This window comes from Pseudacidovorax sp. DMC4 (assembly GCF_056314265.1).
The window spans coordinates 147,801-169,482 of the sequence record NZ_JBQUYR010000005.1; the positions used below are offsets into that span (position 1 = coordinate 147,801).

Consider the following 21,682-nt stretch of genomic DNA (forward strand, 5'->3'; position numbering starts at 1 on the left):
AGAGGGGGCGCCCCGATGAAGTGGGACGCCGAGTCGTTCGGATGCCGGCGCCAGAAGAGCATGCGTGGCGCAGGTCGTGCTGCGTCCGGATGTCCCGGGGCCGCCCCGGTCTGGGGCGCGCTATCTTAGGCCGAGGTCACATGCCTCCAGCTGTGAAGCCTCGGCGGGTCGTATGTGGTGTCAACCCGGATTGGGTTCGAACTACTTGAAGTCGCCAAACACCCACTTATCAGGCAACGCATTGAAGCCAGCCAGGCGGGCCTGTCGTGCGCTAAGAGCAGAGGGCGCTTGGCGCACTTCGGCGCCAAGAAGTTGGGGCGGATCCCTGGGCCGCCGATTGTCACCGCGCATTACTCCCACAACCCCTTACCCTCACAGAGCTACCCGCAGTAAGCCGCGCATCGCTCGAATCGCGCGTGGAGAAGTAGGTTCTTGGCGCGGAACAGCCGAATCGCACTGCTGCTCGGCATCAATTCCCTTCATGCCGCCAAACTCGGCGCTGCTTGCTGAGCGTATCAAAGCCGACTTTCCTTTGGCCGGCGAGGGGAGTTCGAAAACAACTAGCGTGCTAACCAAAATTTTCGCGCTGACGACAAAAATTTAACAAAATTACGCTGAGCAAGATTCGGTAGTTTCACAACGCCGCGCTGACGTTCGTGAAGAGTGACCTGTGACCATGCGGTTTTCTAAACTAGACTAAATAAGAAAATCCGCCTTTCGAGCCGGAAATGTCAAAAATTGCATAAAGATAGAGATATGTATTCAGATTTGGCTTTGATGATGATGTCTGAAGTGCTATGGACTGGTTTGCTACTATGCCTTCCGCTGCTTGGTACGGTGATGGTGGTGGGTGTGACGATAAGTGTGCTTCAAGTCGTCACTCAACTACAAGAAGTGTCACTCACGTTCATTCCTAAGCTAGTTGCTACAGGGGCCTCTCTCGTGCTCACCGGACCTTGGATGTTACGAACGTTAAATCAGTTCACAGTTCGTCTTTGGAGCAGCATTCCAACGATCTTTTAACAAAATCATGAACAGGGCGCAGGAACTTCCTTTTCTCGTCGGCCTAGTCGCGACCAACGACGGAACTAGATGGCTTTTAGGAGCGGCTTTGCTGCAATTGCGAGTTTCGGCGACCCTAGCAATGAGCCCTGTATTCCATGCGACGCCGCAAGCGCGACTTGTCCGAATACCTTTGCTCCTGTTGCTCGCAGCATGCATATCTGCGAGCCTTGGTGTTTCGGCCCTGCCAGCCATGGATTGGGGCGAAATTCTGGTTGCCGCGATGTACGAGGTGGCTTTGGGTGCCACGTTGGGTCTGGGAGTTTTGATCGCATTTGCGGCGTTTGCGATTGCGGGCCAGATTCTCGATGCACAGTTGGGATTTGGACTCGCTCAAATCGTAGATCCGGTGACGATGCGTCCTGTCCCCGTATTAACCTCTGCGTTCAATTACTTAGCTGCACTGGTTTTCTTTGCGCTTAATGGGCATCATGCGCTGCTGAGGGGCATAAGTTATAGCCTAGAGCGATTCCCCCTCGGATCACCGTGGTCGACAGCGCACGCATTTGGGCCGCTCTTGAAGCAGGCCGCCGGTCTCTTTGGCCTTGGTTTCGCGCTGGTGGCCCCGGTTGTTTTCTGCATCCTACTCGTCGAATTTGCGCTTGGCGTTGTCAGCAGAAACCTGCCCCAGATGAATATGTTTGTCATGGGCATCCCGATCAAGATCATTGTCGGCCTGACTGCTCTGTCCTTCTGGTTAGGTGGCGCGGAGGCCGCAATGATGAGGATCTATGCTTCCATTGTATTGACGTGGTCCCAGATCTTTGAGGCCGCATCTCCTGGCATGGCGGGGGTACGTTAATGGCTGAGCAGGATCTGGATCGCAACCAAGCGGCGACGCCATATAAACTAAGAAAAGCTAAAGAGAAGGGGCAGGTCGCCAAGAGTGCGGAAGTCGTGTCTACGCTCGTTTTCTGCATCGCTGTTGGGTATTTGACGTGGCAGGGCTTTGAGGCGGTGCAGTCGCAGTTCCGTCATGACCTCACTGTTATTTCCCACCTGAACCAAGTTGATTACTCGAGCGCTGGACTCTGGTTCCTGATCGCAAACAGCATTACTGCGACGCTGATTTTGATGCTGCCGTTTTTTGCCGCAATCATGATAGGGGCAATAGTCGGCAATATGATGCAGACCGGTCCCGTACTTTCTGCCGAACCCATCAAGCTTGATTTTCAGCGCCTCAATCCCAAGCAGGGATTAAAGCGAATTTTTTCTCTGCGTGTCTTATTCGATGGTGCGCGAGCAGTGGTGAAGTTGATCGTACTCACGCTTGTTGCGTATGCTTCTCTGGAAGCACTTTTGGGGCAGTTCTACGCTCTTTCCTCTCTTTCTGCGATTGCGTACCTCAGAATGCTGGTGGACGATTTTTCGAGCATTGGTCTGAAGATGGTGATGGTGCTAGCGCTGATCGCCATGATCGACCTCATCTACACTCGGCATGAGTTCGCAAAAAAAATGAGGATGAGCCTTCGGGAGCTGAAGGATGAAGTAAAGCATCGGGACGGAGATCCTCGTATTCGGGCGCGTATCCGTGACCTTCGACGAGAAAATTATCAGCGAAGTATCGCATTGAAAAAAACCAGGGATGCCGACGTACTCATAACCAACCCGACACATATTGCGGTCGCCCTTAAATACGACCATGGGCGCATGACGTCTCCCCAGCTCCTTGCAAAAGGCGCAGGTGGCATGGCAGCAGCGATGCGGGAAATGGCAGCACTGCACAGAATCCCCGTGGTTCAAGATCCTCCGCTAGCTCGACGTCTTCATAAAGAACTGCCGGTGGATCACATGGTACCCCCGGAGCTATACGCTCAGGTGGCGCGCATCATTGTTTGGGTGTTTGCAATGCGAGAGAGACGGGCTAATTCCTCTATGAGAGAGAGTGCTATTTCGTGAGAACCCTGAGCCGAGTTCTTGGGAAGCATAGTGACATTGCGCTGGTGTTGCTCGTTTTGGGCGTCCTTGTCGTGCTGTTCGCCCCTATCCCCAGTGGCCTGCTCGACTTCCTTATTCTTAGCAACTTTGGTTTTGCATTTCTCGTCTTGTTGCTAACCTTTTACATGGCGCGGCCCGTCGAGTTCTCGACTTTCCCGTCCGTGCTGTTGATAGCAACGCTGTTTCGCCTGTCTCTCAATGTAGCGGCTACGCGTCTCATCCTCTCTGATGGGGACGCGGGGAGAGTGATCGGTGCTGTCGGTGCCTTCGTGGTGGGCGGCAACTATGTCATCGGGTTGATCGTGTTCCTCATCCTTATCGTCGTTCAATATGTTGTTGTGACGAGTGGAGCACAGCGCGTATCGGAGGTCGCAGCACGTTTTACGCTGGACAGCATGCCGGGTCAGCAGATGAGTATCGATGCTGATCTGAACATGGGATTCATTGACCAGGCTGAGGCTCAGCGGAGACGAAAGAACATCGAGCGCGAAGCCGGCTTCTACGGCGCGATGGATGGTGCCAGCAAGTTCGTAAAGGGTGACGCAATAGCCGGCATCATCATCCTTTTGATCAACATCATTGGCGGGCTTGTCATCGGTGTGATGCAGCACGGACTGCCCTGGGCTCAGGCTTTGCAGACTTACACCCTGCTCACCATTGGTGATGGCATCGTCACTCAGGTCCCGGCTCTGGTCATCGCTGTGGGCACCGGCATCATCGTCACGCGCTCCTCGTCCGATGCCAACTTGAGCAAAGAGGCTCTTCGACAAGTGAGTTCGTTCCCGAAGACGCTTCTGCTGGTCGCGTTGGCTCTTGGAGGCCTGATTCTGTTGCCTGGAATCCCGGCCATTCCGACGCTTACTTTGGCGCTTTGCTTCCTTCTTGCATCGACGCTGCTATATCGTGCCAAAAGGACGACAACGGCTTCTAATCCCGGTGATAACGACATCAAGGACTCCACAAAATCGGGTCAGGGCGACGGGCGTCCCGCGGACGGCAAGGCAGACGATCCTTACGAACAACTGCGTGTCGAACCCATCGAGGTTTACATAGGCAGCAATTGGGTGCCGGTCATCAATCAGCCCGGGAGCGTCTTCATGGAGCGCGTCTCGGCCTTCCGCAAGCAACACGCCCAGGAATTTGGCTTGGTGTTGCCGCGGGTGAGATTCAAAGATTCAGCAAAGCTTGCGGCCGACCGCTACGAGATACATCTCGACGGCGTCATGGTTGCGAGAGGCGAGGCGCGCGCGGATCGCCTGCTTGCCATTCATCCTGCGGGAGACGTCAAGTCGGTACCGGGTGAACCGACGCGGGACCCGACATATGGGTTGCCAGCCCTATGGATTGAAGACACGCAACGGGAAGCGGCCTCTCAAGCGCGCTACACCCTTGTCGACGCTCCCACCGTGTTTATCACTCATCTCACTGAGATGTTGAGACGGGAGTCTGCGACGCTCCTCACCAGAGCCGAAGTCGATCGGCTCTTGGCCCGTGTTCGCCAGAGCCAGCCGGGACTGGTGGAAGAGTTGATCCCAACGGTGCTTTCCTCCAGCGACGTCCAGAAGGTGCTCCAGAATTTGCTGAGAGAGAAGGTGTCAATACGGCATATCGAAGCCATCCTCGAGGCCCTTGCAGACGCTGGGCGCACGACGCGAGAGCCCGCACATCTGACGGAGATGGTGCGGCTGCGGCTCGGTAGTGCGATCTGTCAGGGACTACTGGGCGATGCAAGTGCACTCCAAGTGTTGACGCTCGACCCATCCATAGAGAGCCAGCTCTTGCAAGACATCCACTCGGCATCGGACACCGGGGCAACTCAGGGCTTCGTGCTCGACCCGCGCGTGTCAGAGCAGCTGATGAAGCGACTTGTCCAACAAGCGGAGCGCATGATGAAAAGCAACCTGCTACCAGTCCTGCTTTGCGCGCCGGAACTACGTCGGCATCTTCGTGCGCTTTCAGAGCGCGTCATGCCGCATCTGCGAGTGCTCTCCATGTCCGAAGTGCCTCATTCGATGGAGCTGAAGTCCTTCAGCGTCGTCCAGCTTTGAACCAATGAAAGGCGCACCGTGAGCGACATTCTGGCCATCAGTCTCAATGCCCTGCAGCAGGACATGGCACGCCTGGACCGCATAAGCATGAACGTTGCCAACGCGACGACCCCTGGCTACAAGCGAACGGTAGTCAGCGCTCTGCCGATGGGGGGCGGGGGCTTTGAAGCAGCCATGCTGAGTGGGGCAGCGAGGTCCCAAGGGGCGGACCGCCCAGCCGCTGCCGTTCGCGGCCTGCCTGGACCGATGTCTGCGACATCGGTGATCGTTCAGACAGATGACCGCCCAGGTTCCTTGAAGTCCACGAGTCAGGGCCTTGATGTGGCGCTTGACGGCCCAGGCTTTTTCGAAGTGCGGACTGACGCAGGCGTGGCCTACACGCGGGGCGGTGGCTGGCAGCTGGATCCACGTGGACGCCTCGTGACCAGCGAGGGCCACCCCGTCATGGGAGTGGGCGGGGAAATTGTGCTGACCCGACCGAATGTGGTGATTGACCCGAGCGGACATATCTTCGAGAGGAAACCTGGAGGCGATGTGGAGTCAGCGGCGGTTGGCCAGCTCAAGGTTGTCCGCTTCGAGCGGAAGGTCGGTTTCGAGCGGCTGGGGAATGGGCTTCTGCAGACGGATGCAACACCGTTGCAGGTAGCAGATGCCAGGATCCGGCAAGGATTTCTTGAAAACTCCAATGTCAACTCTTTGGAAGAGATGGCGCAGCTCATTCAGTCCATGAGGCATTTCGAAGCAATGCAGCGGGTTGCCCAAGGCTACGACGAGATGATCGGCGCGGCTGTGCGCAAGCTGGGCGACCTGTCCTGACACCTGCATTTCCGTTCTTCAACAAGACCCAACATCATGTTCGACGCCCTTTACATCAGCGCCACCGGCATGCAGGCTCAACAGCTCAACGTTGACACGATCGCGAACAACTTGGCCAACGTCAACACCACTGGCTTCAAGAAAGGGAAGGTGGCGTTTGCGGACCTGATGGTTCAACAAACCCTTGCGCAACCCGCTGCCGACGAGTTTGGGCTGTTGGCTGACCGGCGGCTTGGGGCCGGCGTCGGCATTTCCTCTGTCGCCAAGCTCTTCGACATGGGCGACTTGAAGAGGACAGATTCAGCTTGGGACGTCGCGATTGAGGGAGAAGGGTTCATTGAAGTCTCCATGCCTGACGGGTCGAGTGCATTCACACGTGGGGGCACCTTCAAGGTCAACAAGGATGGCGTCCTCGCCACTCAAGGTGGATTTCCTCTGAAGGCAAACATTGCCGTGCCGGACACCGCGCAGAACATGCAGATCGACAAGGATGGCCGTGTTCGTGTCCAAGTTGCTGGTCAAGCCAATCCTGTTGAAGTAGGCCAACTGGACCTGGTCCGCTTCACCGCTGCGGGTGCGCTGCAGGCGCAAGGCGACGGTCTCTACCGGGCCACCGTGGACTCGGGCGAAGCGATTGCAGGAAAGGCGAGCGAAGACGGCATGGGCAGTCTGGCTCAGGGCTTCCTGGAGGGCTCCAACGTGAAGCTCAGTGAAGAAATGGTGAGCCTCATGATCGCCCAACGCGTCTACGAGGCAAACGTCAAGGTCATGCAGGCTTCGGACGAAATGCTCGGAATGATCAATGGCCTTCGGAAGTAACCCGATGCGCCTTCTTAGGGGTGCCGTGGCGCCTTGGTGGTTGCTTCTCGCCGCGCTTGCGGGTAGAGCAGAGTCGGCCTCCCCGCTTGTGTCCATCGAGCTACGACCCCGTGTGCAGGTGAGCCAAGGTGCGGTGTCGTTGGGTGACATCGCTTATCTCACGAGCAATGATTTGTCGGCATTGCGCCGGATCATGGCGACACCCATGGGGCACGCGCCTCGCCCTGGATCAATGATTACCTTGGAGCGCGAAGCCGTGGCGCGCTGGGTCGGGGTACGGGGTTTGATCGGCGGGCCGCAAGGTTCCGCCCCGAGCCTACGATGGAGCGGCGCGGCAGAGACCGTCGTGGAGAGTGCTTCGCAGAATCTGCCGGGCGAAGCCGTCGCCGCGGCTGCCCAGTCTGCGCTGCAGACTTGGTTGGGCGCGCGGAGCTTCAAGAGCCAGGTGCAGGCAACGTCTACGCCTCGCGACTTGATGCTACCCACTGGCGATGCAGTACTGCGGGTTCGGCCCATCGCCGACTGGGTGCAGCCTTCGCGCCGAATGCTGGTGTGGGTAGACATCTGGGTGAACGACCGCTTCGCTCGCGCGACGGCGGTCACCTTTGAAGTGAATGCCTGGGCCCAAGCCGGCGTCGCGTCGATGCCTCTCGAGAGGGATGCACCGCTGGACGGCGTACTCAGGCAAGCGAGCATCGATCAGAGGGAGGTGGATCTCACAACTCTCCAAGGCCGACGCCCAGCTGTACTTGCGCAGCCCGGGGGTGGGAGGCTCACCGCGGATGAGCCCCAGCGCTTGCGAAGGCCTCTTCATGTCGGAGAGGTGCTGCTTGCAGAAAACATGCGGCCATCGCCTGCCGTCACGCGTGGCGGCTGGGCTCATCTCATCGCGCGCAGCGGAGGCGTCTCCGTGGAGAGCCGCGTCGAAGTGCTGCAGGATGGCCGCCCCGGTGAAGTTGTCCGGGTGAAGGTAAGAGGCGCAAGCAGTGAGGTGCTTGCTCGCGTCACTGGCCCGGGGCAGGTGGAGGTTCAGCCATGAGCATCGGAAGCTGGCGCTGGAACCTCCGCGCTGCCGCTTTGGCGATCATCACACCCGGCTTGCTAGGCTTGGGCCAGCCCGCTGCGGCCGAGAGCCTCTATCAAGAGGCTACGTTCAGGCCCCTCACCGCCGACAACAAGGCTTTCCGCTTAGGCGATGCCTTGACTGTCCAGGTGTTCGAGAACTCTTCAGCTTCGACCAGCGCGAACACGGGCACGCGCCGCGCCAACGATATTGCGGGCTCCGTGACTCAGACAGGAAACCGAGTGGTGGGGACCCTGGGAATTGGTATCAGCGGGGACTTCGACGGGGGCGGCCGCACGCAGCGGACGAACAAACTGCTTGCGACATTGACCGTGACCGTGAAGAGCGTGCTCACGAATGGCGACCTCATGGTTGCCGGCGAGCAACTTCTGACGGTCAACGATGAACTGCAGAAGGTGAATCTTGAGGGGCGGGTGCGCCCTCAGGACATCTCGGACGGCAATGTCGTCCTGTCGACCCGCCTGGCAGACGCTCGCATCACCTACGTCGGCGAGGGCGACGTGTCTGACAGAGCACGGCGCAGCGCTTGGCGACGCATCCTGGACTGGTTGGGGTTGTGATGCACCGTTTCATGTCGCGGGTCGGAGCTCGCATCCTTTTCTGCTCTTTCGGCGTAGTGGCAGTCAGCGTTTCGCTGCCGGCTCACGCGCAGCAATCGGCAAGGCGTGCTGCGGGCGCCGCAACGATTGACACTGTGCGAGTCAAGGACCTGGGCAAGCTCAAAGGCTGGAGGGATAACGCGCTCTTCGGAACCGGCATCGTGACAGGCTTGGCCGGCACGGGGGATTCGCCGTCCAACAGAACGACGCGTCAGTCTCTCGCCAATGTTCTCTCACAGTTCAATCTCACCATCGCTCCGGAGGCCATTCAGAGCCGCAACGTTGCGCTGGTCATGGTGAGCGCGTCGCTGCCCACCTTCGCCAGAGAAGGGGACACGTTGGACGCGACCGTGAGCTCCGCGGGGGACGCTCGTAGCCTTGTGGGTGGCACATTGCTCGTCACGTCGCTCAAGGGTGCCAACGGCAGGGTCTACGCACTTGCCCAAGGTGCGCTATCAGTCGGGGGCTATCGCTACGACGCCAATGGCAACGTGGTGCAGAAGAATCATCCGACCACTGGCTCCATTCCAAACGGCGCGACCGTCGAGGTAGGCGTGAACGCAAACATGGTGGATGAGCACCAGAACATCACGTTCGTGCTTGCTGAACCGGACTACACCACAGCGGGCCGCGTGGCTGATGCGATCAACCAACAGCTCGGGGTTGGCTTGGCGACTGCGCGCGACGCGTCCGGCATTGAGATTGCCGTCCCGTCCATGCACCGAGACCATTTGGTCGCCTTGTTCAGACGCATCGAGAACGTCACCGTGGAGCCGGACCGCCGAGCCAAGGTGGTGATCAACGAGCGCACGGGCACTGTGGTGGCAGGCGGAGATGTGCGGATCTCCCGAGTCGCAATCTCCCATGGGGACATCAAGATCGCCATTTCGAGTCAGAACTCGGCGTCCCAGCCATTCAACATCATCAATGGCGGCCCCGACGTTCGCACTGCGATCGTGACCAACACCCGGGTCGATGTCGATGAACTCAACGGGGCTGGCTTTGTGATGGGATCCGACACGGTGTCTGACCTGGTGCAGACGCTGGCGCGGCTCAAGACCAGTACGCGGGACGTAATCTCGATCCTCCGGGCCGTCAAGGCTGCAGGTGCTCTACATGGCGAACTCATCGTTCAATAGTGCGCGGTACACGTTAGCTAACGCTGTCCGAGAAAAAGGAGACAGGAATGAATGACGGAATTGAAGCGGTCACCCGCTCTGCCTTGGCCCTCGCTCTTGATGCGGCCAGCATGCGTCAGCGGGCGATTGCGACCAACATCGCCAACGCGAATGTCGCGGGTTACATACCGCAGCAAGTCAGTTTCGAAGCGCAGCTGACGGGCCTCAAGCAGGGAATGGAAGCGACCGGTCGGTTGGATCCGGCCGGGCTTGGTCAGGTCCGCCCCTTCATCGAGCCCGCCGCAGACCATTCGGTGCAGCTCGATGCGGAGGCCGCGGAGATGGCCCGCAACGCAGTGCATTACCAGGCTCTGGTCAAGGGCCTCTCCCGTCATTTCGCCATCCTCTCGATGGCGGCTGGCGATGGCAGAAAGTAAGGAGATCTACGTGGATTACAGCCAGTCGTTTGCCATCAGTGCAGCTGGAATGAGTGTGGAGCGCTTGCGCGTCGACGTCGCGGCATTGAATCTCGCCAATGCCAACACTGTGCAAGGAGTCGGTGGCGTCACTTACCAGCCACTGCGAGTCGTTGCTGCTGCCGGTAACCCAGCCATCGCCGGCACGGCGGCATCGGGATTCGGCGTGATGTTCGATCAAGGGCTCGAGGCGCTGAATGTTGCCGAGTCACAGCCGCTTGCCCATGTCGTGGCGTCGAACGTTCCCTCCAGAATGGTCTACGAACCGTCTCATCCGCTCGCAGACACACGCGGCTATGTGTCTTACTCAGCAGTCGACGTCGCGACCGAAATGGTCAGCATGATGAGTGCAACGCGAGCCTATGAAGCAAACGTGTCTGCAATGAATACAACGAGAACCCTGGCCCTTCGCGCATTGGACATTGGGGGCAACGCATGACCACGTTCCTGCCCGTAGAGGCGCTGTCCGCGCTTTCGCCACAGGCGCAGTCGATGGTGGCACAGCTTCAAGCCGGCGCCCTCACGCCTACCTCCGGTCCGGTTGTATCTGGTCCTCTCCCTATCGACCGGAATGCCCAACTGGGGACCACAAACTTCGCGCAGATGGTTTCTGCGGGACTTGGCGAGGTCAACAAGAAGATCATCGATGGTGAAGTCGGTTTGCAGAAGCTGGCCCTCGGAGAGGCGCAGAACCTGCATCAGCTGATGATCAACCTTGAGGAAAGCCGTCTGTCATTCCAGGTGCTGATGCAGGTGAGAGGCCGCCTTCTCGAGGCATACCAAGACGTGATGAAGATGCCGATATGAATTTCTGGGATGGGTTGACTCGAAGCGCCCGCGCCGGACTGTTGGCGGGCGTCCTTGCCATCGGCCTTGGACTGGCCTTCGCGGCCTGGTGGGTGTTTCGCACGGACTATCAGGTCCTGTTCTCTGATCTCAAGCCGCAGGACGCTCAGGCGATGACGGCTGAACTCGAGCGCCTCAAGATCCCCTACCGTCTTGGTGACAGCGGCAGCGCCATCTTGGTGGACAAGGCGACGGTTCATGCCACACGCATCAAGCTAATGGGGAAGGAGCTGCCGCTCCATGGCGCGGTTGGTTTGGAGTTATTCAATAACACGGACTTCGGGATGACCGAGTTCGCGCAGAAGATCAACTACCAACGTGCGCTGCAAGGTGAGCTGACGCGGACCATTCAGTCGCTCTCTGAAGTGCGCGAGGTTCGTGTCCTTCTGGCGCTCCCCGAACAGGGACTGTTCAAGCAAGCCAGTTCGAAGGCCAAGGCATCTGTCACGCTGATGATGCGCCAGGGGCAAGAGCTGCGTCCTGAGCAGATCACGGGTGTGCAGCGCCTTGTCGCAGCCGCCGTGCCGGGACTGTCCATTCAGGACGTCACCATCGTGGACGGCAGGGGCGTCGCACTGACTCGGACGGACGCGGGTGGTGGCGAGGCCGAACTCAACGCTGCGCGCCTGGATATCAAACGCGACACCGAGGCTTATCTGTCGCGCAAGGTCGGCGCCATCCTTGACCGGGCCTTCGGCGCAGGACAAGCGCTGGCCAGTGTCGATGTCACGTTGAACATGGATCAGATTCGGACCACCACCGAAGATGTGCTTCCGGCCCCGTCGCGTAATGGGCTTCAGTCGACCGGCGTCGTCGTGCGTGAGCGTGAGGTTCTGCGTGATGGTGGTGGGGCAGGCGAGGCGCGCGGGGTCGAGGCGGGGCTTCTCAGAGCCGGAGGCTCACAGCGCGATGTCGAGTACGCGACAGGCCGTCGTGTCGAGCAGGTCGTCAGCCAGCCAGGCTCCATCCGTCGGATTCAGGTGGTAGCAGTGGTTCGGACAGTGCTCGATCTTGCACAGGAGGAACAGCTTCGCAGACTCATCGCAGCGGCGGTGGGTGCGTCATTTGAACGCGGGGACACTGTGGTCGTTCAGACCTTGGCGGCTCCGTCGTCGAAGACGCACGGGGAGATTGCCGGGGCCGCATCGAGCGAGGCAGAGTCCGCAGTTCCGGACGTCGATGGAACCGGGCTAGGGGCGGTCAAAGATTCTTCAACCAGCGGCGACGTGGAGTCGGTACGTTGGCTCTTCGCGCTTGTCTTGGTCATTGGCTGCGCTGCCTGGGTGGCGCGCGCGTGGACCCAGCGCAATAAAGACAAGAGTTCGGCATCTCGAAGCAGGGAGTTGACCGAGGCGGAACGCGCAGCAGCGCTGCGGCGCATACGCGAGTGGTTGGGCGAGTCCGATTCCCCTGGAATGAAGCGTCCGGATCCAGCGCCTGGGGCGAACTCATGATGTCGCTTGTCGGCGGCCGAGTGGTGGGGGCGTCTTCGGAAGAAGGCGACATGTTTGCCCGGCATCTCGAAGCTGGTCAGGCAGGTTCTGGCACGGACGGGGTGCGCCATGCAGCGTTGCTCTTGCATGCAATGGCGCCTGCTGATCGCAATTGGATGCTGGACGCGTTGTCGTCCGCCCAGCGCCAGCAGATCAATGGGCTTTTGCATGAACTCGAGGCTGTTGGCGTCTCTCGCGATCCGCTGCTCATCAGTGAAGCCACAGCAGACGACGATTCAAGTAACAGGCCCAGCGACGAGGAGTTTCTGATGGGGTTGGGCCGCTCGGACGTAGAACAGGCGGTGGCTTGCCTTCGGACAGAACCTGCAGAACTTCTTGCCCAGTGGTTGCAGTGCGCACACTGGCCTTGGAGAGAGGATCTGCTGGGCGCACTGGAAGCGAACAAGCGTCGGGAGCTCAAGGAGATTCTGGCTGACCGGTCGGTCTCGGGGCGCTCAACTCCCCCGGCCATGCGGGCAAGACTCATTGAGGCGGTAGCGCGAGTCGTGCGTGAGACGACCGTTCCCGCAGCGCCATCCTCGCTGTCTTGGAAAGGCGTGCGGTACCGTGTCGGGCGACTTCTTAAAAAGGATATCTCTGGTTCGGAGCGTGCGAGGTGAAGGAACCTGTCTTCCCCGCACAGGATGGGTCGGGATCGCGGCGAGGTGATACCGCTCGCGTCCTTCGAGACGTGATCATTCAAGGCAAGGCCATGCCGGGACGCGCGCGGGTCACGCCCTCCGCCTCGCCGCACCCGGATCAACGCCCAGCGCTGGACGTCGTTCGTCCCGTGCCAGCCCGGGCCGCAGAGCCACGCCCTGACCAAGCGGCGAGCCTGGCCGCCGCCCCCTTGCAATCGATGAGGCCTGCCATCGACAGGGAGTACGAAGATGGTCTTGCCAGAGGGTTGGCAGAAGGGCGTCGCTTGGCGGCCGACGAGGCCCGGAAAGCGAGCGAGCATGCGGCCCGGGCCGCAGAGCAGCAGCTTGCTGAGCGAAGTGAAAAGCTCAAGCATGATCTGACCCGGCAGGCCCAACTGGCCTATCAGGCGCGTGTTCAGAACCTGATGCAGATTCTGGAGGCGCTTCCCGGACAGGTCGAAGAACGCCTCCGCGCGGCGGAGGATGACATGCTTGCACTGTCGTTCGAGGCGGTATGCCGCATTTTGGGCGACCAGGCGGTGACTGCGGAAGGCTTGCGTCTCCAGTTGAGGCAGGCAGTTCAGGCGCAGCGTAGCCGCCGGCTGGTGGCCGTGCACATGCACCCGGAGGATCTGGCCACGCTTCGCTCAGACTCGGGCTTGGATGCGAGTGACGTGGCACCCGCAGATGTGCAGTGGGTGGCCGATCCGAGCATCGTTCTGGGCGGGTGCATTCTGCAATCCCCGGAAGGGGCACTGGACGCACGGCTGGAAGTACAACTTGGTTCGCTGCGCAAGCTGTTGTTGCGGTCGCGCGCCGCAGTGGCCGCTGCGCGAGACGCTTCGGGAGAGGGCGCGTGAGGTCTTTGCTTTCAGCCGGACTCCTCGTTGCTGACGTGCGTTGTTCAGAGATCGCTCTGGTGTCGCTGTGCACAGGCGCGATGAATCGTTGGCCCACGTGTTGCACCGGATGTGTCCACAGGGAGCCCGTATGAATGCTGTCGCGGCCAGTATCAAGGCTCTTCGCTCGGCTGAACTGTTTCGTCGTATCGGATGGGTTCGAGAGATGCAGGGTCTCGCCATTGAGGCGCAGGGGCCCGACGTCGCCGTGGGTGAGCTATGCCGAATCATGACCCGCCCGGCAATGGGGCAGTCCACCGGCGACATGTACCAGCCAGGCGCCGAAGCAACCGCCGTGCTGGCAGAAGTTGTAGGGCTCAAGCCTGGCAGGGTCACGCTGATGCCTTATGGGTCCGTCGACGGCATTGCGGCCGGCTGCGAGGTGCACGCTCTCGGATCGGAGTCGCACGTCGGCGTGGGTCAAGCACTGCTGGGGCGAGTCATCGATGGTTTCGGCGCTCCGCTCGATGGTCGGCCGACACCTGCGACGACTTCGAGGCGCCCGCTGAAATCAAAGCCGGTCAATCCGATGGACCGTTTGCCGATCAACCAAGTGCTCGAAACAGGCATTCGCTGCATCGACGGACTTCTGACCTTGGGGGTAGGGCAGCGCGTTGGCATCTTTGCGGGCAGCGGCGTGGGAAAGAGCACGCTGCTTGGCCTGCTCGCGCGGCACGTCAAAGCGGCGGGCGCTGACACGTCGCACTCCGGGGTCAACGTCATTGCACTCATCGGCGAGCGGGGACGCGAGGTGCGGGAATTCGTCGAGAAGCAGCTGGGGCCAGAAGGGCTCGCCCGTTCGGTGGTCGTAGTCGCGACGTCCGATCAGCCCGCACTTGCGCGCCTTCGTGCTGCCTACGCAGCACTCTCGATCGCTGAGCATTTCCGCGATCAAGGCTGCCACGTATTGCTCACCATGGACTCGATCACGCGGTTCGCAATGGCCAGACGCGAGGTTGGGCTGTCCGCGGGCGAGCCGCCGACGGCGCGGGGCTATACCCCCTCCGTGTTCGCGGAACTGCCGGAGCTCTGCGAGCGATGCGGAATGGGCCCCGGGGGAGGCGCCATCACGGCGCTCTTCACAGTCCTTGTTGAGGGCGATGACTTCAACGAGCCGGTTTCCGATGCCTTGCGCGCCATTCTGGATGGACACATCGTACTGAGCAGGCAACTCGCCCATCGTGGGCACTATCCCGCGATCGATGTGCTCAAGAGCATCAGTCGCTTGATGCCGGAACTTGCCGACGCTGAGCAGCGGGCACTCGCCACGTCCGCAGTGCAGCAGCTCGCGATCCTGGAGCGAAACCGGCAGATGATCGATATCGGCGCCTACGAGCGGGGAAGCAATGCCGAGCTCGATCGTGCGGTGTTCGTCGAGCCCGCTCTGCTGGAGTGGCTACGTCAGCGCCACGGGGGCGCGGATCGAAGTGAGTCGATCAAGGACTTGCAGGCTGTCTTTGCCCATGAGAAACCGGCAGCTGTGCTGTCCTCCGGGGTGGCGAAGTGAGCGCCGGAGATCTCGGCATGTCTTCTTCGTTGCCAAGCGATGTCGATGCTCGGGCATTCGTCTATACCCTCGAGCCCATCCGACAAAGGCAGCAGTGGCGGCTTGACAAGGCGCAGGCAGCGCTCAGTCGAGCGCAGGCCGAACTCGCAGAGACGGAGACAGCGTTGATGCAGGTGCTCGAGGCGCTCGAGGAATATGCGCGCCATGTCAGCAGTCAGTTGGCGCTTCGACTGGATCCGGTGGCCCATCGCCTGAGCCTTGCGCGGCTATCCCGGTTCCGCGAAAAGGCTAAGCAACTTGAAGAGTCGCGGCTGCGGCTTCGTGATCGGTGCGAAGCGCTGCGCGAGACATTGCTCAGTGAGCGCGCCAGACTCGATGGCCTGGACCGTCACAAGCACGATGCCTTGACGCAGTACGCCGCAGAGATGCGTCATCTTGCACTGAACGAGCGCGATAGAGATTGGCTTGGGCGTCGGAACATCCGCTTGGTACCGACCCAGTTCGAGGAGCGTCGGACATGAGTACGACAGGCCCAGCAGGCGCGTTGCTGACTCTGAGTTTTCAGAAGGGCAATGGCGTGAGCGCTCCGGCCGATCGGCCTCGCGAGAGCGCAGGCCAACGACTTGCCTGGACGCGTGAGATGGAGCGCGTTCAACTGAACACGTGGTTCAAAACTCATCGGCCAGACGCCGCGGCAGTGACCTCGCGCCCGCAGAACTCTGGAGCGTTGAGGGGGATTGGAGGCACCTCGGTCAAAGGCTTGAGCGCTCCCGCAGGGATGCTTCCGGCATTGGGTACAGGCCTGGACGTTGAGTCTGGGCCGGCGCGCGTCGAGCCTGCACCGATGAGGTCAGCATTTGTGCGACAGCGTGGAAGGCAAGCGTTGTCGCGGCCTCAGCCTGAACGGAGCCCGGCGGAAGCGAAAGCTGACGATAAGGAGCTTTACGGTGCGAACGGCTTGGAGCCCACGAGCGCAACGCTGCCGATCAAGACGAAACGGCTTGTGGACGACACGTCGCGTTCATCCGAAATGCCAGTGAAGCAAGCTCGACTTGACTCGATAGCACCGGTGATGACTTCGGCATACCGCACTGCCTCGACCCCAGTGGCAGCTTGGCCTGTGCAGGCCGCTGCAGCCTTGATGCCCTTGCAAGCAGAGCGAGCGCTGATGGCTTCGCCTCAGCACGCGCGAAGCGAAGATATCGCGGGTGCTGCGCAGTCCGTCCCCAGGGCCGAGTGGGCTTTGGCGCGGACATCAGCTGGTCAGCCGTTACGTCCGTCCGTGCAATCTGGTGCCCCCGTTGCGCCAGTCAGACTGCACGAGGAAAGCACCCTCAAAGGCCAAGCCGTCTGGATCGCCGTTCGCGCGGATGACGTGCAACTCTTGTCCATGATGCCTCAGTGGATCGCCGACCTGGAGCGCGGGATGCGCTCGCGTGGCGACCGGTTGCACCAAGTGGTCTGCAATGGTCGCTTGGTCTGGCGAGACGGTAGCTGGCAGTCCGACGCACCTACCAATGCGGCGTTCCGTGCGGACAGCGGCATCCCTTTCAATGCGAACCCATCCCAGGAGGATTGATGGCAATAGATGCAGTGAGCAGTTCCGGCGCGACAAACCTCCAGGCCAAGAGCCTCGGCATGGAGGACTTCTTGAAGATCCTTCTTACGCAGCTGACCTACCAGGATCCATTGAAGCCCATGGACAACCAGCAGTTCATGGCTCAGATGGCGCAGTTCACGAGCCTGGAGCAGACACAGCAGCTCAACACCAAGATTGAGACGCTGATCACCAACCAGGCCGCGCTTCAATCCGTCGGGCTGATCGGTAAGAACGTCGAAGTGACGACCGCAACTGGCAGTGTGACAGGCACCGTCAGTGCGCTGTCGTTGTCCGGCGATGCGCCGCTTCTGACGATCCAAACCACCGGCGGAGCCACGTTGAACAACGTGTCGCTCAGCCAACTCGTTGCGGTGCGTTGACCACAACCTTGAACAAGGATGATCCATGCTTGATTCGATCTATGTCGCCATGACCGGCCTCTCGGGCTATTCGCGGGGGCTGCGCGTCATCGCGAACAACACTGCCAACTTGAACACGCCTGGCTTCAAGAGCTCGAGCCTTCAGTTCGCAGACATGTTCTATTCGCGCGATGGCCTTGGAGGAGGGGCTGGAAAGGACCAAGTCGGTTTCGGTGTAAACACTGCGGGAACGTCCATGTCGTTCACGCAAGGCGAGTTGCGGCAGACGGGAAATGACCTTGACCTCGCCATCGACGGGCAAGGTCTGTTTGTGCTGCAGGATGAGCAAGGGAAGACCACCTACACCCGTGCGGGCCAATTCAAGTTCGACACGGATGGCACGCTCGTGAGCAGGATCAACGGCGAGAAAGTCATGGCCATGGATGCCAACGGCGCGTTCGCGCCTGTGTCATTGACTGGGAAGATGATCAATCTTGGCAAGCCCACTTCCCGCGTGCAGTTCTCGGGCAATCTCTCCAACACGGTGACAGAGCAGACGGCCGGCGGTATCACGGTGATCGATGCTGGTGGAACCAGCCATACGTTGAGCCTCAAGTTCTCTGTAAAGAGCGCCGATGCCAGCGGGACGACCATGAAAGTGGAGCTCATGGAAGGCTCGACCGTCGTCAGCACCAGCGAAATGGTCTTCGTGGACGGTAAGCCGACCGCAACGACAGCGGTCGTGCAGGCCAGCTACACGCCTTCAGGGCAGCCTGCCATGGCACTGACCCTGGACTTCAGTTCCGATGTCGTGCTGTTCGCGGGCCAAACCTCGCTCAAGGCGGACTCGCAGGATGGGGTGGGGCCGGGCGCCATGAGCGGCGCAGCTTTTGACGCAACGGGCACTCTTGTCATGACCTATTCGAACGGTCAGACCGTCAAGGGACCGAAGCTGGCGCTTGCCCGATTCGACTCTCCGGACGCGGTGGGCTCAGTGGGTGACAACCAGTTCGAAGCGCTGAACCAGAATGCGTGGCACGTCGGAGTGGCGTCCGAAGGTGCATTCGGCTCGGTTCGATCCGGTCGGGTTGAGATCTCCAATGTCGACCTGTCGCAGGAGTTCAGCGACCTCGTGATCATGCAGCGCGGCTATCAGGCGAGCTCTCAAGTCATCTCGACGGCGAACGACATGCTGCAGGAGCTGTTCTCCATGAAGAGCAGGTGACTGAAGCAATGCTGTCTTCTGTCGGAGAGTCGTCTGCATTGATGGACGCAGCAGAGGCATCGCGGCGCGCCCAGCCGCTACGTTACTGGTCGCAAGCGCAGAGAAGCGCATTGGCAACCCAGTTCTCGCAGCTGCTTGAGACCTGGCGATCGGATTGGTTCCGTGCGGACGGCCGCGCTGACGACCCACCGCAGGTGGCGGTGCTCGAAGCGGACGGGACCTGGAGCCGTGCGCGCGAAGGCACCGTTTACTGGAGCATTGAAGCTCCGGCCGGCAGTGAAGGAGCGTTCGTGGAGCCGGCACGAGAAGATCGCAACGCCAGCGACGCGTCGGAGGGCTTGGCCATCGCTGTGCGGATCGTTGCTGCGCAGATGTTTTTCATGGCTTCCCCATCAGCGTCCTCCACGAAAGGATTGGCTGGCGCCTTCAATCTGCCGAGCGATGGTTTGGCGATTGCGCTCGCCGGATCGGCGGTAGCGGACTGGATGACACGGCTCCGCGGCATGTTCAAGGTCGAGGCACTTGAGCATCGGGATGCCCTGGTTGGCGCACTTTCTGAAGCCAGAGCTCATGCGTGGTCGGGTGCCTTGCGCATTCGCGCGGACTGGTGTGGCTACGGGTGGGTCGTCGATGTGCCGTATGACGTCGTTCGGACTTTGCTTAGTGTTCCTTCCTCCATGCCGAAGCCGCGTACCTCGGACCTGCCGGCAACCAGGACCGCAAAGAGCCGGCTTGATGCGGTGCTGGCGGATCGGCAAGTTGAACTAAGGGTCATGCTGGACGGCGTTCAGCTCAACCTGGGGCAGCTTCAAGGTCTCAGTGTGGGTGACGTCGTGCCTCTGGATCATTCGCTGGACGTCCCCGCACACGTGGTCGACTTGGATGGCACAGCCGTGTGCGAGGCCTGGCTTGGCCAAAGCGCCGGCCGCATTGCCGTGGAGCTCGTGCCTTCTGCCAGCGCTCTTGAGGAGCGGCCGCTCAATGCGGCGGCGAAGGTCCAGACAACAACCTCATACAGCGGCATCCCGCTGCACGTTCAAAAGCCAAAGGGAAGTCTTCAATGACAACAGCAGTAGACAACATCGCCGCCGACCTTCGGTTGAGCCGCGTCGAAAGCGCCGCGCGCCCCGGTCCCGACACCGCTCCGCCGCCAACCGTGCAGGCATTGGCCTTGCCGGAGTTGCCTGAGAAGCGAGGCGAGAGCTCTCACCGGTCAGCTGGCGCCACCCCCGTTCTTCAGGGATGGAATCCTCTGCACCAGATCAGAGCGACCTTGCAGGTGATGGTGGGAGAGGCAACCATCTCCGTGGGGGAGCTTCTCGGCGCGAAGGAGCACCAGGTGCTGACGTTGGACAGAGAGGTGGATGCCCCTGTCGATCTCACCATCGAAGGCAAAGTCGTCGCGCGGGGCCAACTTGTCGCCGTCGATGGGCATTTCGGTGTGCGTATCACTGAGCTGCCCGTGGCGCTTGGCCTCGTTGCTGGAAACTGACGGATGCACGAATGGAGTTGGGATCGCTGGTCGCAGGACGTCTGGTCTGGCGTGCTGACTGGGTGGCATGGGGTCTGTTTGATCGCGTGGCTCCTGCCTCTTCTTGCGGGGTCACCCGCTTGGGCGCAGGCTGGGGCAATAGCAGCGAACAGCGCCAACTTGACCTCTGCGCTGGGGGCTGCATCCCCAACAGGCGGCGAGACTCTGCCGCCAAGCATTCCCGTGCGCCGGGACGCTGTGGCGGATCAGACTGCCATCAATGCGCGTTGGTGGGCACTTGTCCCGATCATTGGCATCGTTGGTCTCTTGGGTTTCGGCCTCGCTCGGCGCAGAAAGTTCACGCCACGCTCGGGCGATGCCCCAGGCCATCAATCCGCCGGCGCGCCATGGTTGCGGATGTTGGGGGACCGTTGGCTTCAGCATGACGCGTCTGCCGAGATTCTTCGAGTCTCTGGTTCCCGGTTGTCTCCGCGTCATCACCTGCATGTGATCGAGTGGAGAGGCAAACGCCTGCTGCTGGGATGCACCGACAACTCGATCAGTGTGCTGGCCGAGGTACCTGCCAAAGAGTCCGTGCCGGTTCCAGATGCGGAAGAGGCCGCGCGATGAGGGCGAAGGCTGCTGGTATCGGCTGTTTCCCTGCTGGACTGCGTGCCATGCTTGTCAGTCTGCTGTTTTGTGCTCTTCAAAGCACAGCATGGGCACAAGCGACTGAACCGGCGGAGGTGGCAGCTACCGCTTCTCTGGCGCCGGTGGTCAAAGCGCCAGACGCGCCAGCGCCCGACCCTGCGCGAGTAGGTGAAGATTCGTCATCTACAAAGACAATGCGAGAGCCGGCTGCCCAAGCGCCAACGGCGGTGGCGTCGCCGTCCCGAGGCTCGGGTCCTGCTCCTTCTGTCCCGGCAAGCATCGCGCAGGGCAAAGGGGCTGCACAGCGAGTGGCGTCGCCGTCTGTCTCAAATGGCGCGAGTTCCACAGTGATCGGCGCGGGCCCTTCGACGCCCTCGACAGAGACCGCCCAGGCCCTGCGGGTGGTGCTCGGCCTCACGGTCCTTGCTGTTCTTCCTGCATTGTTGGTGTGCCTCACGAGTTTCCTGAGAACCGTCGTCGTTCTGTCCATGCTGAGACACGCCATCGGGATGAATGAGACACCCCCGAACACCGTGCTGATCGGGCTGGCTCTGTTCCTGACTCTGTTCACCATGTCCCCGGTGCTTCAGAAGGTCAATCAGGATGCATTTGCGCCCTTCATGGCAGGCAAGCTCTCCATGGAGGATGGCTATAGCAAAGGGGTCGCTCCCTTGCGTGAGTTCATGGTGCGACAGACGCGAGAAGCCGATCTTGCATTGATGGTTGAGCTCTCCAAGGCGCCTACACCGCAGTCGATGGACGACATCAGCAATGTGCAGCTGATTCCGGCGTTCATGCTGTCAGAGCTGCGCGCGGCCTTTCAAATTGGCTTCGTGATCTTCCTGCCATTCCTGCTCATCGATCTCATCGTCTCGAGCATCCTCATGGCGTTGGGGATGATGATGATGCCGCCGACAACCATTGCGCTCCCGCTGAAGATCTTGATGTTCATCCTGGTCGACGGCTGGAGCCTGGTTTTGAAGGCGCTGGTTGGCAGCTTCCACTAGGGTATCGGACGTGGTTTTGCAGA

The 21,682-nt window shown here is 60.5% G+C and carries 23 protein-coding genes; all 23 read left to right on the forward strand.

The window, feature by feature from the left end:
• Nucleotides 1-783 precede the first annotated feature (783 nt).
• The 23 genes from ACT54X_RS11330 to fliP all read left to right on the forward strand — a co-directional run bounded on the left by ACT54X_RS11330 (nucleotide 784) and on the right by fliP (nucleotide 21,659).
• A complete protein-coding gene (locus ACT54X_RS11330) occupies nucleotides 784-1,023 on the forward strand; it encodes a flagellar biosynthetic protein FliQ (RefSeq protein ID WP_476346756.1) in 240 nt (79 codons plus the stop codon).
• A gap of 7 nt (nucleotides 1,024-1,030) precedes the next feature.
• Entirely contained in the window at nucleotides 1,031-1,864 is an 834-nt protein-coding gene (locus ACT54X_RS11335) for a flagellar biosynthetic protein FliR (protein WP_476346558.1), read from the forward strand.
• Complete coding sequence (locus tag ACT54X_RS11340; RefSeq protein WP_476346560.1) at nucleotides 1,864-2,961, forward strand: EscU/YscU/HrcU family type III secretion system export apparatus switch protein; 1,098 nt, start codon at nucleotides 1,864-1,866, stop codon at nucleotides 2,959-2,961. Before ACT54X_RS11335 ends, ACT54X_RS11340 begins: the two co-directional genes overlap by 1 nt.
• Entirely contained in the window at nucleotides 2,958-5,048 is a 2,091-nt protein-coding gene (gene flhA, locus ACT54X_RS11345; protein ID WP_476346562.1) for a flagellar biosynthesis protein FlhA, read from the forward strand. Before ACT54X_RS11340 ends, flhA begins: the two co-directional genes overlap by 4 nt.
• 18 nt (nucleotides 5,049-5,066) lie before the next feature.
• Nucleotides 5,067-5,864, forward strand: a complete 798-nt coding sequence (locus tag ACT54X_RS11350) for a flagellar hook-basal body protein (RefSeq protein ID WP_476346563.1) — start codon at nucleotides 5,067-5,069, stop codon at nucleotides 5,862-5,864.
• 36 nt (nucleotides 5,865-5,900) lie between these two features.
• On the forward strand, nucleotides 5,901-6,683 hold the full coding sequence (gene flgG / locus ACT54X_RS11355; protein WP_017760280.1) for a flagellar basal-body rod protein FlgG: 783 nt from the start codon (nucleotides 5,901-5,903) through the stop codon (nucleotides 6,681-6,683).
• A gap of 643 nt (nucleotides 6,684-7,326) precedes the next feature.
• Nucleotides 7,327-7,722 carry a flagella basal body P-ring formation protein FlgA gene (locus ACT54X_RS11360; protein WP_476346758.1) on the forward strand — a complete coding sequence of 132 codons (396 nt, stop codon included), beginning with the start codon at nucleotides 7,327-7,329 and terminating at the stop codon, nucleotides 7,720-7,722.
• Nucleotides 7,719-8,327 carry a flagellar basal body L-ring protein FlgH gene (locus tag ACT54X_RS11365; protein ID WP_476346565.1) on the forward strand — a complete coding sequence of 203 codons (609 nt, stop codon included), beginning with the start codon at nucleotides 7,719-7,721 and terminating at the stop codon, nucleotides 8,325-8,327. The genes ACT54X_RS11360 and ACT54X_RS11365 overlap by 4 nt, the downstream gene beginning before the upstream one ends.
• The gene (locus ACT54X_RS11370; RefSeq protein ID WP_476346567.1) at nucleotides 8,327-9,505 is read left to right on the forward strand and encodes a flagellar basal body P-ring protein FlgI; all 1,179 of its coding nucleotides are present in this window, start codon (nucleotides 8,327-8,329) and stop codon (nucleotides 9,503-9,505) included. The genes ACT54X_RS11365 and ACT54X_RS11370 overlap by 1 nt, the downstream gene beginning before the upstream one ends.
• Nucleotides 9,506-9,552: 47 nt before the next feature.
• On the forward strand, nucleotides 9,553-9,921 hold the full coding sequence (locus ACT54X_RS11375) for a flagellar basal body rod protein FlgB (RefSeq protein WP_476346569.1): 369 nt from the start codon (nucleotides 9,553-9,555) through the stop codon (nucleotides 9,919-9,921).
• A gap of 10 nt (nucleotides 9,922-9,931) precedes the next feature.
• Entirely contained in the window at nucleotides 9,932-10,399 is a 468-nt protein-coding gene (flgC, locus tag ACT54X_RS11380) for a flagellar basal body rod protein FlgC (protein ID WP_476346571.1), read from the forward strand.
• Nucleotides 10,396-10,767, forward strand: a complete 372-nt coding sequence (gene fliE / locus ACT54X_RS11385; RefSeq protein WP_476346573.1) for a flagellar hook-basal body complex protein FliE — start codon at nucleotides 10,396-10,398, stop codon at nucleotides 10,765-10,767. The genes flgC and fliE overlap by 4 nt, the downstream gene beginning before the upstream one ends.
• Complete coding sequence (fliF, locus tag ACT54X_RS11390; RefSeq protein WP_476346575.1) at nucleotides 10,764-12,260, forward strand: flagellar basal-body MS-ring/collar protein FliF; 1,497 nt, start codon at nucleotides 10,764-10,766, stop codon at nucleotides 12,258-12,260. Before fliE ends, fliF begins: the two co-directional genes overlap by 4 nt.
• Nucleotides 12,257-12,919 carry a hypothetical protein gene (locus ACT54X_RS11395; RefSeq protein WP_476346576.1) on the forward strand — a complete coding sequence of 221 codons (663 nt, stop codon included), beginning with the start codon at nucleotides 12,257-12,259 and terminating at the stop codon, nucleotides 12,917-12,919. Before fliF ends, ACT54X_RS11395 begins: the two co-directional genes overlap by 4 nt.
• Nucleotides 12,920-13,158: 239 nt before the next feature.
• A complete protein-coding gene (locus ACT54X_RS11400; protein ID WP_476346578.1) occupies nucleotides 13,159-13,800 on the forward strand; it encodes a FliH/SctL family protein in 642 nt (213 codons plus the stop codon).
• A 130-nt stretch (nucleotides 13,801-13,930) separates the two neighbouring features.
• Nucleotides 13,931-15,346: a FliI/YscN family ATPase gene (locus ACT54X_RS11405; protein ID WP_476346580.1), complete on the forward strand. Its 1,416-nt coding sequence runs from the start codon at nucleotides 13,931-13,933 to the stop codon at nucleotides 15,344-15,346.
• 17 nt (nucleotides 15,347-15,363) lie between these two features.
• Complete coding sequence (locus tag ACT54X_RS11410) at nucleotides 15,364-15,867, forward strand: hypothetical protein (protein WP_476346582.1); 504 nt, start codon at nucleotides 15,364-15,366, stop codon at nucleotides 15,865-15,867.
• 1,057 nt (nucleotides 15,868-16,924) lie between these two features.
• Nucleotides 16,925-17,326, forward strand: coding sequence for a flagellar hook capping FlgD N-terminal domain-containing protein (locus tag ACT54X_RS11415; RefSeq protein WP_354319018.1), 402 nt, complete (start codon nucleotides 16,925-16,927; stop codon nucleotides 17,324-17,326).
• A gap of 25 nt (nucleotides 17,327-17,351) precedes the next feature.
• The gene (locus ACT54X_RS11420) at nucleotides 17,352-18,530 is read left to right on the forward strand and encodes a flagellar hook protein FlgE (RefSeq protein WP_476346585.1); all 1,179 of its coding nucleotides are present in this window, start codon (nucleotides 17,352-17,354) and stop codon (nucleotides 18,528-18,530) included.
• Nucleotides 18,531-18,538: 8 nt separating this feature from the next.
• Nucleotides 18,539-19,594, forward strand: coding sequence for a FliM/FliN family flagellar motor switch protein (locus ACT54X_RS11425; protein ID WP_476346587.1), 1,056 nt, complete (start codon nucleotides 18,539-18,541; stop codon nucleotides 19,592-19,594).
• Nucleotides 19,591-20,022, forward strand: coding sequence for a FliM/FliN family flagellar motor switch protein (locus ACT54X_RS11430; protein ID WP_476346589.1), 432 nt, complete (start codon nucleotides 19,591-19,593; stop codon nucleotides 20,020-20,022). Before ACT54X_RS11425 ends, ACT54X_RS11430 begins: the two co-directional genes overlap by 4 nt.
• A 159-nt stretch (nucleotides 20,023-20,181) precedes the next feature.
• Nucleotides 20,182-20,631 (forward strand): flagellar biosynthetic protein FliO, encoded by a 450-nt coding sequence (locus ACT54X_RS11435; protein WP_476346591.1) that lies wholly within the window; start codon nucleotides 20,182-20,184, stop codon nucleotides 20,629-20,631.
• Nucleotides 20,632-20,999: 368 nt separating this feature from the next.
• A complete protein-coding gene (fliP, locus tag ACT54X_RS11440) occupies nucleotides 21,000-21,659 on the forward strand; it encodes a flagellar type III secretion system pore protein FliP (protein ID WP_476346593.1) in 660 nt (219 codons plus the stop codon).
• Nucleotides 21,660-21,682: the final 23 nt, after the last annotated feature.